The organism is Paenibacillus sp. FSL R5-192 (assembly GCF_000517845.1).
GTDB classification, from domain to species: Bacteria; Bacillota; Bacilli; order Paenibacillales; family Paenibacillaceae; genus Paenibacillus; species Paenibacillus amylolyticus.
On sequence record NZ_ASPR01000043.1, the window covers coordinates 162,163 to 184,281 of the forward strand.

General features: G+C 46.6%; 21 protein-coding genes. 5 read left to right on the forward strand and 16 right to left on the reverse strand.

What is annotated here, in order from left to right; translation table 11 throughout:
• Positions 1–75 precede the first annotated feature (75 nt).
• The 5 genes from C161_RS20950 to C161_RS20970 all read right to left on the reverse strand — a co-directional run bounded on the left by C161_RS20950 (position 76) and on the right by C161_RS20970 (position 4,280).
• Positions 76–336 carry a hypothetical protein gene (locus C161_RS20950; protein WP_036672539.1) on the reverse strand — a complete coding sequence of 87 codons (261 nt, stop codon included), beginning with the start codon at positions 334–336 and terminating at the stop codon, positions 76–78.
• A 319-nt stretch (positions 337–655) separates the two neighbouring features.
• Entirely contained in the window at positions 656–1,462 is an 807-nt protein-coding gene (gene phnE, locus C161_RS20955; RefSeq protein ID WP_101314703.1) for a phosphonate ABC transporter, permease protein PhnE, read from the reverse strand.
• Positions 1,459–2,310, reverse strand: a complete 852-nt coding sequence (gene phnE / locus C161_RS20960) for a phosphonate ABC transporter, permease protein PhnE (RefSeq protein WP_036672541.1) — start codon at positions 2,308–2,310, stop codon at positions 1,459–1,461. The genes phnE (C161_RS20955) and phnE (C161_RS20960) overlap by 4 nt, the downstream gene beginning before the upstream one ends.
• Positions 2,307–3,104 carry a phosphonate ABC transporter ATP-binding protein gene (gene phnC, locus C161_RS20965; protein ID WP_036606306.1) on the reverse strand — a complete coding sequence of 266 codons (798 nt, stop codon included), beginning with the start codon at positions 3,102–3,104 and terminating at the stop codon, positions 2,307–2,309. Before phnC ends, phnE (C161_RS20960) begins: the two co-directional genes overlap by 4 nt.
• Before the next feature lie 177 nt (positions 3,105–3,281).
• The gene (locus C161_RS20970; protein ID WP_373865020.1) at positions 3,282–4,280 is read right to left on the reverse strand and encodes a phosphate/phosphite/phosphonate ABC transporter substrate-binding protein; all 999 of its coding nucleotides are present in this window, start codon (positions 4,278–4,280) and stop codon (positions 3,282–3,284) included.
• Between the two features lie 258 nt (positions 4,281–4,538).
• Between C161_RS20970 and C161_RS20975 the strand changes: the two genes are divergently transcribed.
• A complete protein-coding gene (locus C161_RS20975; RefSeq protein WP_036672543.1) occupies positions 4,539–6,143 on the forward strand; it encodes a bifunctional metallophosphatase/5'-nucleotidase in 1,605 nt (534 codons plus the stop codon).
• A gap of 92 nt (positions 6,144–6,235) precedes the next feature.
• On the opposite strand, the gene C161_RS20980 is transcribed toward C161_RS20975, so the two are convergent.
• The 4 genes from C161_RS20980 to C161_RS20995 form a co-directional block, all read right to left on the reverse strand.
• Positions 6,236–6,571 (reverse strand): hypothetical protein, encoded by a 336-nt coding sequence (locus C161_RS20980; RefSeq protein WP_036672545.1) that lies wholly within the window; start codon positions 6,569–6,571, stop codon positions 6,236–6,238.
• A gap of 274 nt (positions 6,572–6,845) precedes the next feature.
• Positions 6,846–8,684, reverse strand: coding sequence for an ABC transporter ATP-binding protein (locus C161_RS20985; RefSeq protein WP_036672546.1), 1,839 nt, complete (start codon positions 8,682–8,684; stop codon positions 6,846–6,848).
• Positions 8,665–10,473, reverse strand: coding sequence for an ABC transporter ATP-binding protein (locus tag C161_RS20990; RefSeq protein ID WP_036672547.1), 1,809 nt, complete (start codon positions 10,471–10,473; stop codon positions 8,665–8,667). The genes C161_RS20985 and C161_RS20990 overlap by 20 nt, the downstream gene beginning before the upstream one ends.
• A gap of 245 nt (positions 10,474–10,718) precedes the next feature.
• A complete protein-coding gene (locus C161_RS20995; protein ID WP_235193877.1) occupies positions 10,719–11,771 on the reverse strand; it encodes a CotH kinase family protein in 1,053 nt (350 codons plus the stop codon).
• 344 nt (positions 11,772–12,115) lie between these two features.
• Between C161_RS20995 and C161_RS21000 the strand changes: the two genes are divergently transcribed.
• From C161_RS21000 to C161_RS21010, 4 genes are read left to right on the forward strand one after another with little or no spacing between them, the layout of a single operon-like run.
• Positions 12,116–12,856 carry a hypothetical protein gene (locus C161_RS21000; protein ID WP_051449848.1) on the forward strand — a complete coding sequence of 247 codons (741 nt, stop codon included), beginning with the start codon at positions 12,116–12,118 and terminating at the stop codon, positions 12,854–12,856.
• A 53-nt stretch (positions 12,857–12,909) separates the two neighbouring features.
• Positions 12,910–13,047 (forward strand): hypothetical protein, encoded by a 138-nt coding sequence (locus C161_RS32430; RefSeq protein WP_155985018.1) that lies wholly within the window; start codon positions 12,910–12,912, stop codon positions 13,045–13,047.
• Positions 13,048–14,394 carry an arsenic transporter gene (locus C161_RS21005; RefSeq protein WP_036606287.1) on the forward strand — a complete coding sequence of 449 codons (1,347 nt, stop codon included), beginning with the start codon at positions 13,048–13,050 and terminating at the stop codon, positions 14,392–14,394. It abuts the gene before it with no gap.
• Positions 14,395–14,407: 13 nt separating this feature from the next.
• Complete coding sequence (locus C161_RS21010) at positions 14,408–15,070, forward strand: hypothetical protein (RefSeq protein ID WP_036606285.1); 663 nt, start codon at positions 14,408–14,410, stop codon at positions 15,068–15,070.
• Positions 15,071–15,134: 64 nt separating this feature from the next.
• On the opposite strand, the gene C161_RS21015 is transcribed toward C161_RS21010, so the two are convergent.
• From C161_RS21015 to C161_RS21045, 7 genes are all read right to left on the reverse strand, one after another.
• Positions 15,135–15,620, reverse strand: a complete 486-nt coding sequence (locus C161_RS21015) for a hypothetical protein (RefSeq protein WP_051449849.1) — start codon at positions 15,618–15,620, stop codon at positions 15,135–15,137.
• A 138-nt stretch (positions 15,621–15,758) separates the two neighbouring features.
• A complete protein-coding gene (locus tag C161_RS21020) occupies positions 15,759–16,862 on the reverse strand; it encodes a toxic anion resistance protein (protein WP_036606281.1) in 1,104 nt (367 codons plus the stop codon).
• Between the two features lie 11 nt (positions 16,863–16,873).
• A complete protein-coding gene (locus tag C161_RS21025) occupies positions 16,874–17,626 on the reverse strand; it encodes a hypothetical protein (protein WP_036606279.1) in 753 nt (250 codons plus the stop codon).
• A gap of 147 nt (positions 17,627–17,773) precedes the next feature.
• Positions 17,774–18,823, reverse strand: a complete 1,050-nt coding sequence (locus tag C161_RS21030) for an ATP-grasp domain-containing protein (RefSeq protein ID WP_036606276.1) — start codon at positions 18,821–18,823, stop codon at positions 17,774–17,776.
• Positions 18,824–19,672 carry a hydrolase gene (locus C161_RS21035; RefSeq protein WP_047844115.1) on the reverse strand — a complete coding sequence of 283 codons (849 nt, stop codon included), beginning with the start codon at positions 19,670–19,672 and terminating at the stop codon, positions 18,824–18,826. It abuts the gene before it with no gap.
• Positions 19,672–20,823: a cysteine protease StiP family protein gene (locus C161_RS21040; protein WP_036672550.1), complete on the reverse strand. Its 1,152-nt coding sequence runs from the start codon at positions 20,821–20,823 to the stop codon at positions 19,672–19,674. The genes C161_RS21035 and C161_RS21040 overlap by 1 nt, the downstream gene beginning before the upstream one ends.
• Positions 20,820–22,115 carry a phosphoribosyltransferase family protein gene (locus tag C161_RS21045; protein ID WP_036672552.1) on the reverse strand — a complete coding sequence of 432 codons (1,296 nt, stop codon included), beginning with the start codon at positions 22,113–22,115 and terminating at the stop codon, positions 20,820–20,822. Before C161_RS21045 ends, C161_RS21040 begins: the two co-directional genes overlap by 4 nt.
• Between the last annotated feature and the right edge of the window lie 4 nt (positions 22,116–22,119).

Genomic DNA, 22,119 nt, shown 5'->3' on the forward strand with positions numbered 1-22,119 from the left:
GTTTAACCAAGCAACTAAAAAACCGAAACCAACATTGCCTGATTCACAGGGCAACATGGTTTCGGTTTTTTTTATTCATTTCAAACGTTCCGGCTCATATCCATTTCTAACAAATAGAATGCTGTTCCATACAGCACAATAAACGGCCACGGCGATGACACTAATGACAAAAATCAAGTTCATCTGTGTAAACGTATAACTGCTTCCCGTGAAAATGATCAGGATTGCACTGAGCCCAATATTTTCTCTGTTATTTTTTTTAAACTTCTGAAAGATCATTCTGTACAGCAATAGGAGTACCATAAACCCAATCCATATATATTGAAATAATTCCATAAGTCACCTTCCTTTTGAAAACTCACTTCTTAATATGGATATCTAAGAGGAGTATTGATTAATATCCTTAATTCCCTTTATATAGAAACCTATTAATATTACATGGATTTGGAAAATAATTCAATCATCTTTATACATATTCTTGGAATCCTCTTATTCCTCAACGCTTAACAGAGCAACAAGAACGCACCGTTGTTTATTTGCAGACACAAAAAAAGACTATCCCTGCCAATATTCCGGCACCGAATAGCCCTCTCTTCTTCCGCTCTCAACTAATCTTAATTTATCATCTAGTATATTCGTAGCGCCACATTAACCCTTACACCAGCTTCTTACGAATATACCCCGAGATCAAGTCAATAATCGTGATCATCACGATAATACCCAGCAGGATTATACCTACTCGCGGCCAGTTCCGAGTACTTAACGCAAAAATCAGCGGTGTACCAATCCCCCCTGCTCCAATTACACCCAGTATAGTCGCGGAACGTACATTGATCTCAAAACGATACAATGTATAGTTCAGGAAGCCAGGCATAACCTGTGGCAGGATGGCAAACCACAACTGCTGCATACGATTGGCTCCGGAGGCAAGCAGCGCCTCGGATGGGCCGTAGTCGATATTTTCAACTTCATCCGCGTATAATTTGCCTAACATGCCGATGGAGTGCAACCCAAGGGCGAGTACCCCTGCGAACGATCCGGGGCCTACTGCCTTGATGAACAACAAGGCCATGATAATCTCAGGGAACGTGCGAATAAAGCTGAGTACCATTTTACCTGCACCCGAGATGGAACGATGCCCACTCATGTTACGGGCAGACCAGAACGCAAACGGGATACAGAGCACGGCCGAGATTACAGTACCTAGTACGGAGATTGCCAACGTGTCTAGCAGTCCGCGCAGCAAGTCTTCTCCCTCAGGCAAATATACAAACTCCCAGTCCGGTGAGAAAATCCCGGCTACAATAGCTTTCATAATCTGAGCGGCAGTTTCCTTGAAACCAGTAAACGGTACACCGGCAAGCGCCCAGGCATACATAAGGATTAACAGTAACACAATGACCCAGCGTAGCGGGTTCTTCCGTGGTTTAGGCCGGATGCGGCTTGTTTCATTTTTCATCATAGCAATTTCTCCCGCAGCTTAGTACTTACATAATCAATGACCAGAACAATGACAAGGGTAAACAGAATGATTACACTGGTCTTGTCATACTCCAGGAACCCAAGTGTGGCCTCATAGTAGAGTCCAATCCCTCCGGCTCCCACCAGTCCCAGAATAGCAGCAGCACGTATATTAATTTCGAAGGCATACAGCACATAGGATGTGAACTGGGCAGCCAGTTGCGGCACCACGCCATATACAATGAGCTGAATCCGGTTCATACCAACTGCCGTCATCGCTTCCAGTGGCCCCTGATCAATGGTTTCCAGCGTCTCATACGTCAGCTTCGCGATCAGACCTATCGAGAACACAGCCAGTGCCAAGATTCCGGGGATTGGCCCCAAACCAAACACAGCAACGAACAAAGCAGCAAGCAACAGATCCGGCACGGTCCGAATCAGGTTCAACAGAAAGCGCGCCGGATAGTAGATCCAGCGACTTGGCATCAGGTTACCGGCACAGATGATCGAGACCGGAATCGCAATAATCGCACCAATGGTTGTCCCAATCAGGGCCATTCGGATCGTTTCCAGCATGCCTTGCACGATATTATCAAAGTAACTCCACCGGGGTGGGAACATCTCCTTCAACAGATCCAACATGTTGGGGAAACCTTCAAACAACTCCGTAAAGCTGGCATCCGTCTGTTTGGCACTGGCCCACAGAAGGAGCAGAATGATCACTAAGGTGAGCAAATGTTTCGTACGCCCAGGCGGTTTTGGGCGATTTACAACCTGAGCCGGGCTGGAACCAGGTTCCTTCCCTACTCCGCCTGAATTCTGAAGTGGAACATTGGACTGCCCCTTCATACCACAACTTCTCCCTGCTCATGCACAGCCTGCTTGTCCAACAATTCGTCAGCCAGAATTGGTCTGCCGTATATTTCTGCAAAGCGCTCATCCGTTGCCTCTTCCACCGGACCGTCGAATACGACCTCGCCTGCTCTCAATCCGACAATACGGGTCGCATACTCTCTCGCCAGATCAATAAAGTGAAGGTTAACGATGGTCGTAATCCCAAGGTCTTGATTGATACGTTTCAGGTCATCCATGACCTGCTTTGTTGTAAGCGGGTCAAGTGAAGCAACCGGTTCGTCGGCCAGAATGATTTTTGCTTCCTGTGCCAGTACACGGGCAATAGCCACACGCTGTTGTTGTCCACCAGACAACTGATCTGCACGGGAATAAGCTTTCTCCGAAATATTCACACGATCCAGCGCAGTGAATGCCAGTTCAATATCCTCTTTTGGAAAACGACCCATAATGGTGCGCATAGTGGAATGATATCCAACCCGTCCAGCGAGTACGTTACGTAGTACACTGGACCGTTTTACCAGATTGAAACTCTGGAAAATCATGCCGATGTCACGTCTGATCATGCGTAGCCGTTTGCCTTGTGCCTTCGTGATGGAACTTCCGTTAATCAGAATCTCGCCCTCACTAATGTCGTGCAGTCGGTTAATGGAGCGTAAGAGCGTTGATTTACCCGCACCGGACAGACCCACTACAGCAATGAATTCACCCTGCTCAAATTTCAGATTAATATTATCCAGGCCCTTGGTGCCGTTAGCGTAAGTTTTGGTAACGTTATGAAGCTCAATCATGACAATATCCTTCTTTCATTCATAATGATCAACCATACATGAGTCCTTGCTATAATGGCACAAGCCAGCGCAGCGTAGATCACGCTGAACTGGCCTGTCCATTGCTACGATTAAGCTGTTCCCATCCAAGAAAGCGACTACAATGTGAACAGATCCCGAACTACTTTTGGATCAAAATTATTCACCTTTCACTTTTTCGCCATACTGACGAACGATCTCAAACTTGCTATCATCGGACTCTACATAACCTTCATGCGTATAGATTTCTTTGATGATCTGGTGACCTTCAGTATCTTTACCGATATCGATGAAGGCTTGTTTGATCTTCGCAGTCCAATCTGCATTCATGTCTGTACGAACGGCAATGGTATCGTTAGGAATAGGCTCAGTGAACGCCAGTACTCGTGTATCTTCAAATACAGTCGGATAGTCTTTAGCTACCGTGTTGCGGGCATCTTGGAAAATAGCTGCTGCATCAACGTCACCGTTTAATACAGCGATAACACCTTGGTCATGACCTTTCAACGTTACAGGTGTTACATCTTTTAATGGATCAATGCCTCTGTCCAGCAACAGACCTGCTGGCCATACATAACCTGCGGAAGACGTTACGTTTTGGTAAGCGACTTTTTTACCTTTAAGGTCCTCGATGGATTGAATCGGCGAATCTTTTTTCACAATGAACATGGATTTATAGGAATCCGCCAACTCTTCGGTTGGAGCACCTGTCTCATCATTTACACCGAAACGTTGTGCTTGCAAGATAACCTGCGCAGCGCCTTTTTCTTTAGCCAGTACATAAGCTGTCGGAGGCAAGAAACCTACGTCTACTTTGTTGGAAGCCATTGCTTCAATAATTGTGTTGTAGTCGGTGGATACGCTGACTTTTACCGGAATGCCCAGTTTGTCACCAAGCAACTTCTCCAGCGGTTTCGCTTTGGCTTCAAGCGTATCTGCGTTCTGGGAAGGAACAAATTGAACCGTCAGTTCAGTTGGCACATAACCTTCGACAGCTTTCTCTGTCTCTGCCGTAGACGTACCGGATGCATTTGAACTCGAATTATCCCCGTTAGCCGAACCTGTTGTACTACTGCTAGACCCACAAGCACTCAGAAACAGAACCAAAATCAACAATGGTAAAAATAAAGCAGACTTCTTCAAACGAACACCCTCCAAAGAGTTTCTATTTTTCAGTACTTATCTACTATAGTTGCCAAATATTAGCGCGATGTGAAACGAAATTTGGAGTTTTGTAAAGTTTCCTGTCAGGCTGTCAGCGCGACTTGTATCTGTTAGAATAGGCTCATTATGGTTGAAGATATAGGAAGAACATCGGAGATAACGGCGCATACTTCGGTTCTTCAAGCTATTCATTCTTCTCCGTTTTATAGTAATTCCATATATCTGAACTTATATATTAGAGGAGATTGTAAAATGACATCCACAAACCATACGGCAAGCTTCGACATTCTGTTCACCAGTGATCTGCACGGGGCGATCCGTCCCATTCATTACAATACCAATGCCTACCGCCCGACTGGGCTTGCCCTGCTGGCTTCCCTGATTCGTAAGGAACGTGAACGTTCACCTGAATTGATGCTGGTGGATAACGGGGATCTGCTGCAAGGATCACCCTTGGCCTCCTATGCAGCTTCACAGGTTTCCAAAAACGAAGTGCATCCATTCATAACAGTACTGAATAAACTGGGTTATGATGCTGCGGTGATGGGCAATCACGAGTTTAACTATGGTCAGGCATTATTACGCGGAGCAGTTGGAGCTTCCAATTTCCCCTGGCTGTCTGCCAATATCGTAAAAGATGAGCAACCAGACGTTCCTGCCTTCGGTCCTCCGTATCTAATCAAAACATTGTCTGCGGGTGTCAAAGTAGCCCTGTTGGGCGCAACTACGCATTACATCCCAAACTGGGAGCATCCGAAAAATATTGAGGGGTTACAGTTCCTTGATGCCTTGGAGACCATCCGTACATGGGTTAACTATATACACGAGCATGAACAACCAGATGTAATGGTTGTCAGTTATCACGGTGGATTTGAGAGTGATCTGGAGACAGGCGAGCCCACCGAACGGTTAACTGGAGAAAATCAAGGCTATGCCATCTGCCGGGACATCGAAGGCATCGATGTGCTGCTTACCGGACATCAACATCGTCAGCTTACCGCTAATATTCATGGCGTAACCGTCATTCAGCCGGGATTCAGTGGAAATGGTGCGGGGCATGTATCCGTTCAGTTGGAACAATCATCGGGCGGGAAATGGCAGATTACAGATAAGAAGGCTCGGTTGTTACTTCTGGATGAACATCATGAGGTTGAACCTGATGCAACCGTCATGAAACTGACAGAAGAGCTGGAAATTGAGGCACAAGCATGGCTTGATCAACCCATTGGCGAGGTGGCTGGGGATTTATCCATCACCAATGCTACGGCTCTGCGACTCAAGGCACATCCATTCATTGCTTTTGTACATCAAGTGCAGATGGAAGCGACTGGAGCGCAGCTCTCCAATACCGCCATGCTGAGTGAAGAAGCTCGCGGTTTCGGGAGTCACATCACCGTTCGGGACGTGTTATCCAACTTCATCTATCCTAATACTCTGACGGTGCTGGAGTTGAGTGGTCAGGATATCCGGGAGGCACTGGAACAAACGGCACGTTACTTTGAAGTGAATGCTTCTGGTGAGGTGGTAGTCAATCCGGCTTATATGGAGCCCAAACCCCAACATTATAATTACGATATGTGGGCTGGCATGGAATACGAGCTGGATATCTCCCAACCTGTAGGCAGTCGAGTTGTGAAGTTGGAACATGAAGGCAAGCCAATGGACATGAATGGCATGTACTCTGTGGTGATGAACAGCTACCGCGCTGCTGGCGGCGGGGATTATGCAATGTATCCGGGCAAAAAGGTACTGCACGAAGGTGCCACGGACATGGCCGCACTGGTGGAGGATTATATTCGCAGACACCAACCGTTAACGGTTGAACAGCCGAATAACTGGAAAGTTAGTGGAAGTTAGATGAGAAAGAGCAGGTCCTGTGATCAGGATCTGCTCTTTTGTTTTCAACCTATTGCTTACTTGTTCTTGTTGAATTATCCTATCCTGTCCCTTCATCCAACATATTGAAGGATTAACTGATATAATGCTATTGAAAATCCTAAGATACTCGCTTTCATTTTAGATGGATGATTTCTTTCGCTGCGAATCAAATAAAAGAAAACCAAAATAAACCCTGCGGGGATCCATAGCTCAAAGACACCTTCTGATGTACTTTGAGAATAAATTGGAGTAATGAACGTACTAATCAAAAAGTAAAAGAAAACCGTAAAACGTCTTGTTTCTAACTGCTTGCTCCACCTTACTAGAATGAAAATAATAATGATTGCGATAATCGTAATGTGTAAAGGGGGAAGAAGAAGAGCAGCATTCCCAAATTTGAATTCCATTCCGCATTGCCCTCCTCTCTTTTAATGCATCACATGACTGACTACAGGCATACGTGTAAAAATTCATTCTCATGCTCAAAAACCGCTGGCAACCGTCCAAAAACGGACCTATTCCAATATATCCTTATTTTAACATACAATCACAGTTCCGTTTTCCACGTTTATTCAATAAAATATGCAAAAAGAGCAGAAGTGAGGAGTATCGTACCCTCATCCCTGCTCTTTTTACATACCTACAAGTTTTCTAATACATGTCACATATTATCCAAAATGACTACTGAGCCTTTTTACGCAGCTGACTGTAATACAGCTCGCTGTAGAAACCGCCTTGTTCCAGCAACGCATCATGAGATCCTTGCTCTAATAGATGCCCATCCTTCAGCACCAAAATTCGGTCGGCCTGACGGATCGTGTTCAGCCTGTGGGCAATGACAAAGCTGGTACGGCCTTGCATCAGACGTTGTAGCCCTTCCTGGATTTTAATCTCCGTGACGGTATCAATACTGCTCGTCGCTTCGTCCAGTACGAGTATCGATGGATCTGCCAAGATTGCCCGGGCAATGGCGAGTAGTTGCTTCTGCCCCTGACTAATGCCGCTCCCGTCGGCCTGAAGCACTTTGTCGTATCCATCCTTCATTCGCACAATGAAGGAGTGGGCATTCGCCAGCCGGGAGGCTGCTTCCACCTCTTCATCCGTTGCGTCCAGACGGCCAAATCGAATATTTTCTCGAATCGTGCCCTGAAACAGAAATGAATCTTGTAGTACAAATGCCATATGTGACCGCAGATTCTCACGCCGAATGGTGGTCATATCGCGTCCATCTACGGTTAACGTGCCACCTGTTGGATCATAGAAACGGGATAATAGCTGAATTAATGTTGTTTTCCCCGCTCCGGTCGGACCCACAAGGGCAATCATCTCCCCCGGTTTGGCTTCAAAGCTGATCTCATGCAAAATGTTACGCCCTTCATCGTATCCAAAGGATACTTTATCAAAGCGAACGGCTCCCTCTACCTTGTCCAGAGATACCGCTGCCCCTTCATCCTTCGCTTCCTCATCTTCGTCCAGCACCTCGAATACGCGCTCAGCCCCCGCAATCGCGGACAATAACGTATTCCACTGGTTCGCCAGATCATTCAGCGGACGGGTGAATTGACGGGCATATTCCACAAAGATAATAATCACCCCGACTGTAACCGAACCCTGAATCGCCAGAATACCACCGATGCCCGCCACAATCGCAAAGCTCAGGTTATTCAATCCATTCATCAGTTTCGGGATAAAGCCAGAGATCGTTTGTGCCCAGAAACCGGAAATCCGGATGCGGGTATTTCGTTCCTCAAAACCGCGAATCACTCGCTCCTCTTGGGAGAATGCCTTAATGATCCGCTGCCCGGATAAAGTCTCTTCGATGTAACCGTTAAGTTCACCGAGATTGCGCTGCCGCTCCTTGAAGAGCGGTCCCGTTCTGCGCGTAATCCAACGCATGCCGATGGCCATCAGAGGCACAACGATAAAGGTAAGCAGGGTCAGTAGCGGACTGAGCCAGAGCATAACCCCAAACGTTCCGAGCAGTGTTAATACACTCGAAAAAATCTGGATCGCCGAGCTGTTCAACGTACCGCTGACATTCTCGATATCATTGGTCACCCGGCTCATAATCTCCCCCTGCTGGCGTTTACCGAAGAATGGAATCGGTAATTTGTGCAGATGGGAGAACAGATCATACCGCATGCGGAACACGGTTTCCTGTGCAATTTCGATCATCCATATATTTTGTAACCAGGATGTAAGAGAGAACAAGACATACACTGCGGTTAATCCAATCAGAAACCGAGTCCAGCTTGCCCCGGCTTCACCCGCGATGAAATCATCCACGGCCACCCCTACCATGTAAGGGCCAAGCAAAGCGAGTGCGGAACTGGCAAACACCATCAACAGTACCATGGACAGCTTAACCTTGCGCCGTGCCAGATAGGTCCAGATACGACCTAGCGTACCTGACCAGTTCTTCGCCCGTGCCTTGGGTTTACGACCACCACCTGATCGTAACGTCTCCGGATCAATCGGCGGTGGCGGCTGACGGAAAGGCTCAATGAATGCTTTGAACATGCTGTGCACCCTCCCCGTATTGTGATTCATGGATTCGACGATACAGCTCTGACGATTCCATCAGGTCTTCATGTTTTCCCTGTCCAATGAGTTGTCCATCATCAAGCAGCAGAATCAGGTCCGCCGAAGTCGTTGAACTGATCTTCTGGGTGATGATAAACGTGGTACACGACAATTCCTCCAGCGCATCGAGCAGTCTGCCTTCTGTAGCCACATCCAGCGCACTTGTGCTATCGTCCAGAATCAGAATTCTTGGTCTACGTACCAGTGCTCGTGCAATGGAAAGTCGCTGCTTCTGTCCGCCGGAGAGATTCACTCCCCGTTGACCCAGCAATGTATCATAACCGTTTGGTAAATTCTCAATTGTTTCATGGATCTGCGCGCGCTTTGCGGCTTCCACGATCTCATCCAAGGTAGCCTCTTCCTGACCCCAGGCAATATTCTCCCGGATGGAACCGGTAAACAGGACAACCTCCTGCGGCACATAACCAATCGCACCACGCAGCATGGACAGATCCAGCTCTGATGCATCGGCACCATCAATCCGTACCTTTCCTTGATCCTCTGTGTATAACCGCGGAATAAGCTGCACCAGTGAAGATTTGCCTGAGCCAGTTGCTCCCATAATGGCAATGCGCTCCCCCGCTTTTGCCGTGAATGTGATGTTATCCAGTACTGTAATTTCACTATTCGGATAACTGAAGCCTACACTGCGGAATTCAACCGCACCCTGCACAGCGGGCTGTTTCTTCGCCGGGTATACAGATTGCGGAAAATGCGAAGATTTCACAGATCCAGCAGATGGTACAGACGTTGATAACGACTTCGTCTGTTCAGTCTCCGACGTGTCCTCCGTATTAAACACTTCATTCAGCCGTTGCGCCGAAGCGCTTGCTCTCGAGAAGGTTACCAGAATCCATGACAACGCAGACATGGCACCAATTGTGCGAAGCAGGTAGTTAATGACAGCGACCACTTCACCCACGGTTGCATTACCGGAGGCAATGTCGACTCGTCCAAACCATAACACGGCGATGATACAAACGTTCATCATCAGCAGCATAAACGGCATCGTGGTCTCCGTCAGGCGCAGCGCGGAGATTGTGCCTTTCATCAGCTTGCCGCTGAATCCGGCAAAGCGTTCGATCTCATGGCCCATCCGTACGAAAACACGGATCAGCCGAATGCCTGTCAGATTCTCCTGGATGACTCCATTGACGGCATCCAGTCTGCGCTGCACATTGCGGAACAGCAGCGCTGCCTTTTTGATCATCCACACTACAACAATGAGCAGTACAGGCACCATGACAACCAGCAGCAGACCCAACCTCGGGTTCACGATTACTGCCATAATCATGCTACCAATCACCACCAGGGGCACACGCGTCATGAAACGCAGACTCATGAAGACCGTGTCCTGAACTTGGGTCACGTCCCCCGTTAATCTCGTAATCAGGGACGACGTTGCGAACCGGTTAAAGACGGCATAAGAGAACGTTTGCACTTTCTCATACAACTTCTCCCGCAGATCGTATCCGAACCCCAAGCTCGCATGGGATGCAAAGAACGAACTCGCAATTCCGGCAGCAAAAGCCACAACAGCACTGCCAACCAGCACCCCCCCCCACAACCAGACGACAGAAAGATCTCCCTGCTGAATCCCGTTATCAATGATCTTGGAGATCAGATAAGGCTGAGCCAGCTCCACCGCAAGCTCAATTAACATCATGACCAGGGCTGCAATCGCGGCAACTCGGTACTTCTTCAAGTAGTACAACAGCTTGATCATAAGCATTCCTCCGGCTCGGAGCACCCTAAACCGATAACACGTTCCAGCTCAGAGCCTCCATTAGACATGTTGTTTTCTCCACAGCGTCCAATATGTAATCATTTCTATGTACACATATGGTTATTATAGCGTATTTTACAATGCCGCTTCTATTCTTATTACCCTACTTTTCCCAATACAATAAACTTCTCTTCATTTTGGCAGTAAAAAAAGGAAGGTCTCCCTTCCCCGCGCTAGTTATGTGCTTACAGCTGACGTAGTTTTTCACTTAGATACTCCCGACGTTTCAGCACATATTCGCGAATTCTTTCCGGTTCACCTGCAAATACATCCATGGGCCATTTCATGTAAGGATCTTTGTTGACATCTTCACGAATCCCATTGTGCAATCGATGGACTAGAGGCATAATTCGCTTCTCTGTAAAAGCATTCATCAGATGCTGCCGCATCAGCTTTTTATATTGTTGACGGAAACTGCGGAATGCCAGCAATCGTCCGGTAAGTCTGTTATACCCCTGAATACGAACAAGATTGGGATCAACTCGTGTTCCATAACAGTTCCTCCCCCAAGTACCCTCATAATCCCAAGGCAGGATGCCATATTTACCGCTTTTGATTTTCTCATACCATGTGTAATTCTGATGAAATCCGTCGAAGTTCCCTGTAAGCACAGCTCCACTTAACCAGCGTAAATAATTGTCTGTATCCACCCTCGACTGTAAAAAACGAAACAATTCCAGCCTGGACTTTATGTTCAACTGCTGAATAAAGTTACGTAGCCTTGTGCGATCCACATCTTTACCACGAATTAAGCTGTACCCTGACAATAGATCGGTACTTGTTGAAGAGGAATTCGAATTTATCATAAAACCAGCATGATCATTCACCGCATAGAAGATACTGCGCACAGGGATTTTCCGTTGGCGAAAAAAGAAGGATTTCACTCCTTCGATCCTCAGGTATACACCCAGAAGCTGCCCGTTCAGATAGAGTACGCAGTGTTGTGTAGACGGTGCGGGTACACGAATCGACTCAAAAAAACGAAAAGAAAGTGCATTGCGCAACAACGAAGGATCATCATACTCCGCATTAAAATGATACGTTCGGCTGGATGTACGAATCTCAAATGATTTTTTGGGATAACCGCGTGTATGTCCTCCACGGTATCGAAGCCGGATCGGAAACGGCTTACCGTCCATCTGCATCGTGCTGTTCACAAACGTCTCTGACCATATATTGGACGTTAACTGTTGATATTCGGTTGGAGACAAGCTGATATGGTAGACAGGTAGAGCCATTTCCATCCGCCTTTCGAGTACCTGTAAGATTCGCCCGTAGGCTCTTACATCATCCTATGCAGATGCACAGAAAGTCGTACGGGCGAATGCACAGTCCTGATACTTATCACATCCCAATTCACTTGTCATAATGCGGAATAACCGAGTTATTAATCTATAAATTTACATCATTTTCATAGATTATAGCTGAAATGGTATAAATATAGTTAACTGGCTAGTCCCTCCAAGAAGCATGTCACATATGCTTAAACTACAGACAGACACGAATGACGAATGGAAGGGATCACATTTACATCCACCATTTCTGTCCATCTGAACTTATATCATGGAAGGGGTCAAACACAATGTCTATGAATGGTCAAGGAATAAGAGGTTTGTTGGGAAGAGAGATTAAGATTAACCGGGGAGGACCTGATTCAATACAAGGTACACTTACGGACGTACGCTGGGACTACATGGCAATGAACTGCAAAGAAGGGATTGTCTACGTTAATGAATCACATGTCAAAAGCATAACAGATACAGGCCGTTCCGGTGGTAACCGAAATGCAACCATGGGGAACCCTATTCCTTCCAACACGTTTTTGGGCGTTATGCAAGCACTCCGCTTCCGCCATGTTCAGATTAACCGGGGAGGACCTGAAAAAGTGGAAGGCATCCTGGCCGATGCCAACCAGAACCAATTGATCATGACTTTGAAAAATCAGGAGATTGTTCGTATTCCGATGCAACATGTGAAATCTGTATCCCTCGTACGTGGTGGTGGGAACAACAACAACAACAACAATAGCAGTAATAATAAAAGTCAAGGGAACCAAGCAGCCCAAGGTAATCAGGCGGCTCAAGGCAACCAGTCGCGTGGCAATCGTTCTCAAGGGAACCAAGCAGCTCAAGGCAACCAAGCTCAGGGGAATAAGTCCGGCGGCAATAAATCTCGAAGCAATCAAGGCAATCGTTCTCAGGGGCAACGAGTTCAAGGCAACCAATCTCAAGGCAATAAATCAGGTGGCAACAAGTCGCGTGGCAATCAAGGCAACCAAGGCAGTCAATCCCGTGGTAACAAATCCGGCAATAAAAAGAAGTAAATAAAATAAACTGACAACTTAAGTTATCTACCAGCTTAAAGGGGGGAATTATCATGTTGATCTTCGTCGCATTAGTCTTGATTGGTGTGCCTTTTTACTGGATCGTTACACCCGGAAGGCCCACTCCATCCCATGAACATCTGCTTCAGGCTTCGTCAGGACTTCTCCCCCTGGGAGGTGAATCACAGTAAATGCCTGACTACCAGTTGTGGTTAACCTTCGGGGTCTTTATCATCACTGTCATTTTCCTGATGTGGCGTCCTGGCGGATTGAATGAATCTATACCCACCTCGCTTGGCGCCCTTCTTCTTATTTTAACTGGAGTGAGCAGCTATGCTCACATAGTTGGAATCTTCGGGATCGTATCTGGTGCAGCCGTAACAATCCTCTCTACCATTGTCATGTCGATTATTTTAGATAGCATCGGTTTTTTTCGCTGGATCGCTTTGAATATGATTGAGAAAGCAAGAGGTTCCGGCTTTCGATTGTTCTGGCTAATTCTATTACTTTGTTTTCTCATGACCATCTTCTTCAACAATGATGGCAGTATTCTGATCACAACTCCGATCATTATTCGAATCTGTTCTATACTTCGTCTGAAAATGCATCAACAGTTACCCTACCTGATCTCCGGTGCTCTAATCGCCACGGCTTCCAGTGCGCCAATTGGACTTAGTAATCTGGCTAATCTGATTGCTTTGCAAATGGTTGGCTTAAATCTGAATACTTATACTCAGATGATGTTTGTGCCATCCATGCTTGCGATCATGGTGATGACTGTACTACTGTTCTATTATTTTCGTAGAAGTATTCCCAAAGTTATTCATCATTTCCCTGTATCCCTGCAGTCTTCATCAGGTTCAGGATATCATCCGCTTCAGACAACTGAATCCGAGAATAAAGTAGACTGGTGGCTGTTCCGTGTCTGTATTGGTATCGTTGTATTTATCCGTGCAGGATATTTTCTAGCTGAGCAAGTCGGTATACGTATGGAGGTAGTTGCAATCACTGGTGTTATTCTCATGCTCGCTGTGCGTTGGTATCGCACCCGGACTGGACTCAAAGATGTGATAACACAAACGCCCTGGCACATTCTACTCTTTGCCTTCAGCATTTATGTTATTGTGGATAGTCTTCACCGAGCAGGCATGACCGCATCGATCATTCAGTGGATGAAACCTATAATAGAAGGAGGAAATGCCAGCATCATTGCTGTGTCGGGGTTAATGCTCACTCTGCTTTCCAATCTATTCAACAATTTGCCCTCCGTCATGATTGGGACCTTTGCTGTTACAGATCTTCCACTAAGTGAATCTCAACTGCATCTTGCGTATCTTGCCAACATTCTGGGAAGTGATATCGGAGCCTTGCTGACGCCTATTGGCACCTTGGCAACGTTAATTTGGATGTATATATTAAAGACCCATCATATTCGAATCTCCTGGAAACAGTATATGAAAGTTACCTTTATTGTGATACCAATAAGTCTAATTGTTAGCCTAATTTCACTATATATTTGGACATCTATTCTCTATTGAGAGGAGGAATACTGTGGAACTTCTTACTCATTGGCTGGGTAAATCCGTCGAATTGGAGCTGTCTGGCTGTAAACTACCGATCCAGGGTGAGATCATTGATGTAGGCCAGGATCTGATTGTAGTCTACGGAAACCAGCGATTTGTTTATATTCCACTTCATCATGTTCAATCCATGCATGTCAATACGGCAGATGATTCAAGTATAGTTTTGCCAACACCCGACCCCGAGATGGATCACACCAACATCTCTTACCGCAAAATGCTGATGAACGCCCGTGGACGTTTCAGTGAAATTTCCATCGGAGGGAAAACATTACATGGTTATATTACAAATATTATGAATGACTACTTTATGTTCTACTCTCCGTTATATCATTCTATCTATGTTTCCATTAATCATCTGAAATATATTATTCCTTCCCCTACTAACAGCACACCCTATTCTCTTAGTAAGCAACATTTCCCTATGCAACCTTCGTCCATGTCACTCTCCCGTACACTCGATCAGCAACTTCATAAAATGATAGGTGAACTTGTTGTACTCAACCTCGGTTGCAAGCCTTACCGAGCAGGGTTATTGAAGAATGCAGACAACCACTTGCTTGCGTTGGTAGAAGCGGATGGGACTTCTTTAATTATGCATACCGATCATATCCAAACCATTCATCTCCCTTGAATATCAGAAGAACAAAAAGGTTCATCTGCCTATGGCTGATGAACCTTTTTTTCACCTTTACATCCTACCATCTTCTGCGTCCACGATCACCCCTATTATGATCATTCAACTCACCAAGACGATCGTATGTCTCCTTATATATCCGAATCACGGCCTGAACTTTGATGAAATCAGCATCTTCCGGTCCAAGCCCCTCCATAAACATTCTCTGAATGATCTGTTGGAAGAATTGCACTCTGGCCTCAATCTGTTCTTGCTCAAGCTGTAATATGTCTTCGAAACTGTGGTTCCCTATGTAATCCATCAACTCATCATCAGGACTGGAATAATCTGCGTTTCTCCGATCTGCTACCCATTCATCCGGCTCATTGGACTGGAGGTTAACACTGGTGCGTAATTGGGATAAGATGATTTTCTCTTTAGCCAACATGACATGAAAATCTTTGTTACGGAGTAGCTCCGATACAATCAGACTGCACATTTCACGGTTTTGGATCAGTATGCCGTCAAATGGATGCAGCGTCCACTCCCCGTTTGCAAAGTCCAGCATGTTCAGCAAGCTCCTTCGCACAACCCCAGATTTTACCATCATTCTATCAAATAAATGAAACAAAGAGACGCACTCGGCGTCCCTCGTAGAAAATAAAACCATGTAGCAATCTCGATACGATATGCAGCGAGTCCTACCCTAATCCAGGAAAGATCCTAATGCACTGGAATCCGGTTTGTTTTTCTCCGGAATGGCAGCAGCCTTCGGTCCTTCCAGACCAAGTCGATCGCTCATTTTGGCGTTAAGGGTTGTCATCTTGTTGGTATAGTCATTACAGCTCTCGATGATCCGGCGATTGGACTGCTCGGACAGATCCAGTGCAGACATCAGATCACCCATCGCTTGATTGACCGCTTCAAGGGACATCGCAGGTTTGGACAACAGTTCATTTGTTTTCTCTGTTGTTGTCTTCAACAATCTGGCGTTCTCCTTGAATTGATCTTCAATCGTCTTATTCGTAGCTTCCACAGCAGAAATGACCTTCTCCTGATCATTAAGAGCCATCGCAATCATGGCCGAAACGGTGATTAGATTTGCTGTTTTATCAATGGCATTATTAACGGAATCAATCAGCTTGTCATTGTTATCATTAATGATGTCGGTAGCTGCGATTGCCTGATTGTACAGCATGATCATCTCTGTCATGGATTGGGTACGTGTTACCACTTTGCGCAACCCACGCTCCAGATGTGCTTTACGATTCTCGTTCTCAGGCTTGGCGATCTCGGTTTCGAACAATGCTTTCAATTGATTACCAAAAGAGATTTTGGTCTGCAAATTGTAGATCTCCTGAATGGAAGAACGTTTCAATTGACGCATGTTCACGATGCTTTCTTCCAGGTTGTCCTTGCCGTCCCGCAACCCGTTAATGATCGCATCAATGTTCGTGCGAACAGATTGATAACGGTATACATAGTTTTTCAGCGGGCTTTTACGTAACAACTTCCCGACAAAACTCACATTTTTACTCTGCTGCAAACTCTCACATTCATCACGGAGCTTCAGGATCATGTTTGATACCTCTGCCCGGTTCCCGGACATCAATTCATTGACTGGGCGATCAAGCAACTTGAGAGTCTGTCCTGCTCTCTCTTGTGTTTTCACGCCCAACTTGCCGATATCATCCATTAAGGTATCCAGATGAGCCGGATCACTTTGGGACACTTTCTGAATAAGCTGTGTTGCTTCCTGGTTAATCCGTTGCTCATCTTCCTGCTTCAACTGAGCCCATTCCGTTGCCATGCCAATCCCTCCTATAATTCAGAGCTGTTATACCGTTGATGTATTAGTTCCGCTTTGTTCTGGAGCTCCATTAAGTCTTTATGTTCAATCGTTGATACAATATCCGATATCTTGGAATCCACGTCTCGAAGACCATTCAGCAGCATACGCCGATTGTTGCGTTTGGCTTCTCCACTTAAACGTAAAAATGGATTAATAAAACCGTTCAGGTCTTTCAAAATAAGTCTGCGCACCGTATGGTTGATATCTCCGTTATTTAGTTCCTGAAGGGAAGGAATCACACGCTGCAAACGGGCAAACAACGCCAATGATTTCTCCACGATCTCATTATCCAGCTCGTTCTTCTGACCTTCTGAGATGATCATATCCTCCAGAACTTCCAGGTATTCAATCACCGGATCAAATACAGGATCTGGTTCAGTCCGGGAAGGCTTCGCTTGTTCTGTGCTTGCATGCTGTGCGGGAGTGGAACTCGGTTGGGGCTCTGCCAGAGAAGCTTCTCGTGCCCCTGTTGGCACTGTGCTCGGTGCTTGTCCACCATTCAAGCGGGATGGTTCATTTCCGATATCTGTAATGGGTACAGGGGCTGATGACGAACCCTGGACCTGTGTACGTGGCGTGGAACGTGAAGGAATCAATCCTCCGACCACAGTTGCCAGTGCCGGAATTGCCCACGTGATGACATCCGGTAGAAAGGGACTCGTGATCGCCGCGAGACCATAACCGACCAATGCGCCTATACCTATCTTCGTTTTCCGTAACATTACTTGTCCTCCTGCCTTAACAACACATACAGTGCATATTCAAAAAGTCTGATTTTCAGTACCGAGAAGATGGACTTTTTGAATAACCTCTCATCCGTATTGTAAAAAAACCATCCAGAAGGTGTCAATGTTGAGGGAAATTCTCAGCTAGACGTGGTGTACTCCGCTTACCTTCTGAACGTCGATTATAAATGGCTGTTCGATATGACTTCCCAGTATGCCAAACTTCGGATGAAGTGGTCCAATATCATGGCCAAGTGCAGACTTGACCGCCAGATACGGGAAGTTCACGCCCGACAGACAAGACATGTGCAACCCACCCGACATACGCGGATTGATCTCCAGCAGCTTCGGTGTATCCTTGCGATATTTCATCTGTATATTAAAATTATAAGGAATCCGATATACTTCTGCCACATTGCGGGCAATCGCCAGCAATTCCTCGTTTTCTTCAAGCAAGCGCAAACGTCCTCTTTCTTTTCTACGCGGGATAGCCGTTATAAGTTTCCCATTGCGATCCGAAAGACAATCAATGCTGTATTCATATCCTTCCAGTACCTCCATCACCATGACATTTTGAAAGGACGGAGCAGAAGAGAACGCACGCAGGGCATCTTCATACGAAATGGAGTTAAGCGCGTATCCGAACAACTCCTGCAACGGATCACGTTCATTATTAATCACTCGGAATCCCATACCACCCTCACCATTACATGGTTTGAAGCATACATCGTGTCCACGTGCACGTAGCGCCTCATAGGCTTGCTGGAATTGTGCAGCATTACTGACCGTGAAATAATCCGGAATCTCCATAATGCCCTTCTCACGCACCGATTCATAGAACCGGTCTTTCTCCATCAATTGTTCCAGCAATTCCGTGTCCGAGCATACGATAACCCGTGTACCGATCTCTTCGAACAGGGAGATATGTCTGCTGATGTCCAGCATGTTCCAGCGTGGAATAAACACATCAATCTGATGACGACGGCAAAAGTCGAGGCAAAAATCAACATACTCCCGGCCCGTTAGACGCGGTTCAACTTCTGCAACATCACAGCCCTGTAATGCCATATGTCCAGGATCAGGATGAGTACCGTAGATCTCAAATTCCATACCGTCCTCATTGTCCCGAATCGCATTCATATAATGATACGTTACAGAGAACCAACGGTTGAAGTAAATCTTCATTTTTTTCATTTATACGGTCTCCCTTATCTCGGCATGGTCTATCTGGGTCTGTTGATCGTTATGAATACGGTGAACGTAATCGAGAATCTCATCTGCTGCAAAAGCACCGAATTGTTCCGTAAATTGATACGGTACCTGCTCAGGTACACGCTGTCTCTCCACATGTAACTCTCCGTGAGACGGAGCAATGGCGTAGTGCGCAAAGTCCAGCAAACAACGATCCAGCAAGGAATCACCCGAAGCAATCACAGGCACATCGCCAATGCGTTGCCTAATATGCTCCACTGCAGCTCGTTTGTTCACGGCCGAAGGCACCAGATAGAGCTTCCGCCCCTGAATCGAACTCTCCCATCCCAGCGTCTCTAACACCCGAATCTTTTCCGCAATATGCTCCATTGGAAGCTTGTCACGTTCGATTAGCAATGCAAAGAACAGCTCATCACACAATCGCTGATTAATTACCCACTCCGGGCTCAGCACATCGTCAAATAAATTCAGGATCTCTTCGGGAGTAGCTGCCTGCTGACGAAGCAAAGAACGAATATGCAGATTCCATTCATCGTCTACCTGACCGTCAACAATGATGTTGCCACCATTACTCGTCACCGCATATTTCGGAATACATTCGCTCTGAAAAATATGAATGCGCCGGTACTGCTCCACTGTACGTGTCGTCACAGGCATAAATACAATGTCTTGTGGCAAAGACTGCAACCGCTCCAATGCATATGCTGACATAAAAGCGGACAACTTGCCGTTAATCCACTCTGCGGGAACAAGTCCCGGTGTATCTTCGGGAATACGGAGCGCACGACGGGAGTACACCAGCGTCTGGTCCAGATCACTTGCGTAGATCATCATTCTCCGCCACCTCCCAGGGATTGAATAATGCCGCAACAGGAATAGGTTAATCCCGGATATACCTCAACCGGCACATTTCTGTCTCTGGCGAGCATCATGATATGTTGCAAATCCGGATTATCCAGACGGTCCACAAGAATCTTCCAAGGGACACGGCGCAGTAACACCCGGGTTGTTTCTCCGATTCCAGGTTTGATCAGATTAATGTTCGCAATGCCAAAAGATTGCTGGATGGACTCAATATCCTGCCATCCTTTCCAGGTAATTTCCGAAGTACCGGTAGCATTGTCATCCGAGCGAATCTCCGCTTGGTTCATCACCTGTGGAAAATACTGAGCGATGGTATCCACGTATTGGGTCGACACATCCGCTGAGGACCATTCACGATACCATTTGGCCCCGTGAAAATCTGCCGGTCCAATCAGATCATCGCGAAGTACTGTACGGCTCACCAGTCCCGATACCGTGGAATTCAGACAAGCACTAGGAATAAGATAATCTTCCCTTGTCCCAAAAGTTCCTGAACATTGCCCCGGATCAGCCAACACAGCAAGATCATCATCAAGACTTACGCCATAAGTCCGTTCCATGTGGTCACAGGACTCTTTCAGCACTTTGCGAATAGCCCCTTTGCCTGTCCAACCGTCTACAAACTGAATAGCTGTTTCCAGACCATGCTGCTGTAAAATATATAAAATTGCGTTCTCGTCCATACCCTTGCCACGGATAATAGAAATACTATAATGCGGAATCGTCACTTTGTATTTCAATTCAATATAACGTTTGATCAGGATGCCCACAGGTGTTCCGGCTCGAGCCAGAGATACCAGCACCAGATTCAGTCCCCTACGCTCTACAATCTTCTCAGCCACAATGGCGGTATGACGTGCGATTCTTGCAGCGGATTGTTCCAGCGTCTGATGGAACAGCTCGATGTATTCTGCTGTGGGCTGATATTCCACGGGCAACATCTCCGAATAATGAACCCCGGATTGGATCGCCTGCTCCCGTTCACCCGTTCCCTTTTCCAGATCAACATGGCTGATATCTTTCAGTAGGAAAACAACGTCCGATGCAGCATAACTGCCCATCGGTTCGGGAGACGGAATCTCACGTTGTCTGATTAGCTCCAGTGTAGTTAAGTTCATTGCTCGTTGTCCCCTGTCTTCTCTGGCAAGCCGCAATATACAATATGAATGTGTCCACACCCCAACTGCCCCAGTACCTTCAACATCGGTTCCATTCGTTCTTTGGACATCTGTCTCTCCAGCAGAACAAAAATCTCATCATATTGTCCCGGAGCGATGTTATAGATAAAGTTACGAACAGATGCGTCTTCCGGTGAGGCATATCCGGCACCACTACGAACAGCATATCCTGGAGCCGGATGTGTATGGATTGGACTGCGGGTAGTGGATTGATACAACACGCCTTCTCCCATCTCGGCAGCAATACGCATCGGAATGTACATGAACTCCCCTGTTCCCATCACCAAAGTCCGTTCTCCCGTACGCTGCGTCCGAAGCCGTTCTGCAATCCGACTAATCTCCTGGCGCAATTCGCCATTATGACGGGATTGCATACCAAACCTGCCCGTATGCTGGACGTAGCTCGCTGTGCTACGTTTACCTTCCCCATCCTCCGAAGTAGCGTGCAGCTGATCGAAGGCATCGGCAACGGTAGTGGTCTGAAGCGTTACGGCAGGATGGGATAGCTGCTCATCTTGCAGTGTTGGTTCCAACTGTGGAGTACCCACCACTTCAATACGGCCCTTCAACAGGCATAACGGTGTAATGGTAATTCCCAATTCAGCTTCCAGCTCGGCAAATCGATTCTCGTCCGCTTCCGTACGCCAGTCCAACAGCGAAGCAATCACATATTGCTTCCGGGGGTATCTGGCCTGAATATCCCGAATGATATTCAACGTCGTTTTGCCCGTCGTAATCTCGTCGTCCACCAGAACAATCGGACCCTCTCCTGCAAAGGCTTCATGATCCAACGCATAACAACGATGAGCCATCGCATGGGAATGTTCTTCTTCAAATTGAATATCTGGATGCATCGCTGGAACATATTCGCGAGTGGTGTGAATATAGGAAGCTTGATCAGCAAACATCTCGTACATGCTGTGACCCAGCGCTGTCGCTGTCTCGGCAAAACCAACAAAACGAATCGTTTCCGGCAAACTCAATTTCTCTTGCAACAACATGCCGTACACTTGCCGAGCTTGCTTGGGATCAATCAAACCTTCGACCATTTCCCGTTTCCACTCGGTGATCTGATCTTTGATCTCTTCCGTCTTTTCAGTCAGGTGCTCATATAACAGAACAGCCAATGCCGCGCCACTCAGAAGCGAGGTATACGGGTTAACCGGGATGTGCTTGCCTAGCAGTCTGCTTACAAACAGAAATGAACGTTTCTTATTGATTCGTGCAGCCATGGAA

What these genes read in the sequence shown, in the direction of transcription:
- C161_RS20950 (WP_036672539.1), bottom strand. Translation starts at nt 336, where the DNA reads ATGGAATTATTTCAATATATATGGATTGGGTTTATGGTACTCCTATTG.
- phnE (WP_101314703.1), bottom strand. Translation starts at nt 1,462, where the DNA reads ATGATGAAAAATGAAACAAGCCGCATCCGGCCTAAACCACGGAAGAAC.
- phnE (WP_036672541.1), bottom strand. Translation starts at nt 2,310, where the DNA reads ATGAAGGGGCAGTCCAATGTTCCACTTCAGAATTCAGGCGGAGTAGGG.
- phnC (WP_036606306.1), bottom strand. Translation starts at nt 3,104, where the DNA reads ATGATTGAGCTTCATAACGTTACCAAAACTTACGCTAACGGCACCAAG.
- C161_RS20975 (WP_036672543.1), top strand. Translation starts at nt 4,539, where the DNA reads ATGACATCCACAAACCATACGGCAAGCTTCGACATTCTGTTCACCAGT.
- C161_RS20980 (WP_036672545.1), bottom strand. Translation starts at nt 6,571, where the DNA reads ATGGAATTCAAATTTGGGAATGCTGCTCTTCTTCTTCCCCCTTTACAC.
- C161_RS20985 (WP_036672546.1), bottom strand. Translation starts at nt 8,684, where the DNA reads ATGTTCAAAGCATTCATTGAGCCTTTCCGTCAGCCGCCACCGCCGATT.
- C161_RS20990 (WP_036672547.1), bottom strand. Translation starts at nt 10,473, where the DNA reads ATGATCAAGCTGTTGTACTACTTGAAGAAGTACCGAGTTGCCGCGATT.
- C161_RS20995 (WP_235193877.1), bottom strand. Translation starts at nt 11,771, where the DNA reads ATGGCTCTACCTGTCTACCATATCAGCTTGTCTCCAACCGAATATCAA.
- C161_RS21000 (WP_051449848.1), top strand. Translation starts at nt 12,116, where the DNA reads ATGTCTATGAATGGTCAAGGAATAAGAGGTTTGTTGGGAAGAGAGATT.
- C161_RS32430 (WP_155985018.1), top strand. Translation starts at nt 12,910, where the DNA reads ATGTTGATCTTCGTCGCATTAGTCTTGATTGGTGTGCCTTTTTACTGG.
- C161_RS21005 (WP_036606287.1), top strand. Translation starts at nt 13,048, where the DNA reads ATGCCTGACTACCAGTTGTGGTTAACCTTCGGGGTCTTTATCATCACT.
- C161_RS21015 (WP_051449849.1), bottom strand. Translation starts at nt 15,620, where the DNA reads ATGCTGGACTTTGCAAACGGGGAGTGGACGCTGCATCCATTTGACGGC.
- C161_RS21020 (WP_036606281.1), bottom strand. Translation starts at nt 16,862, where the DNA reads ATGGCAACGGAATGGGCTCAGTTGAAGCAGGAAGATGAGCAACGGATT.
- C161_RS21025 (WP_036606279.1), bottom strand. Translation starts at nt 17,626, where the DNA reads ATGTTACGGAAAACGAAGATAGGTATAGGCGCATTGGTCGGTTATGGT.
- C161_RS21030 (WP_036606276.1), bottom strand. Translation starts at nt 18,823, where the DNA reads ATGAAAAAAATGAAGATTTACTTCAACCGTTGGTTCTCTGTAACGTAT.
- C161_RS21035 (WP_047844115.1), bottom strand. Translation starts at nt 19,672, where the DNA reads ATGATCTACGCAAGTGATCTGGACCAGACGCTGGTGTACTCCCGTCGT.
- C161_RS21040 (WP_036672550.1), bottom strand. Translation starts at nt 20,823, where the DNA reads ATGAACTTAACTACACTGGAGCTAATCAGACAACGTGAGATTCCGTCT.
- C161_RS21045 (WP_036672552.1), bottom strand. Translation starts at nt 22,115, where the DNA reads ATGGCTGCACGAATCAATAAGAAACGTTCATTTCTGTTTGTAAGCAGA.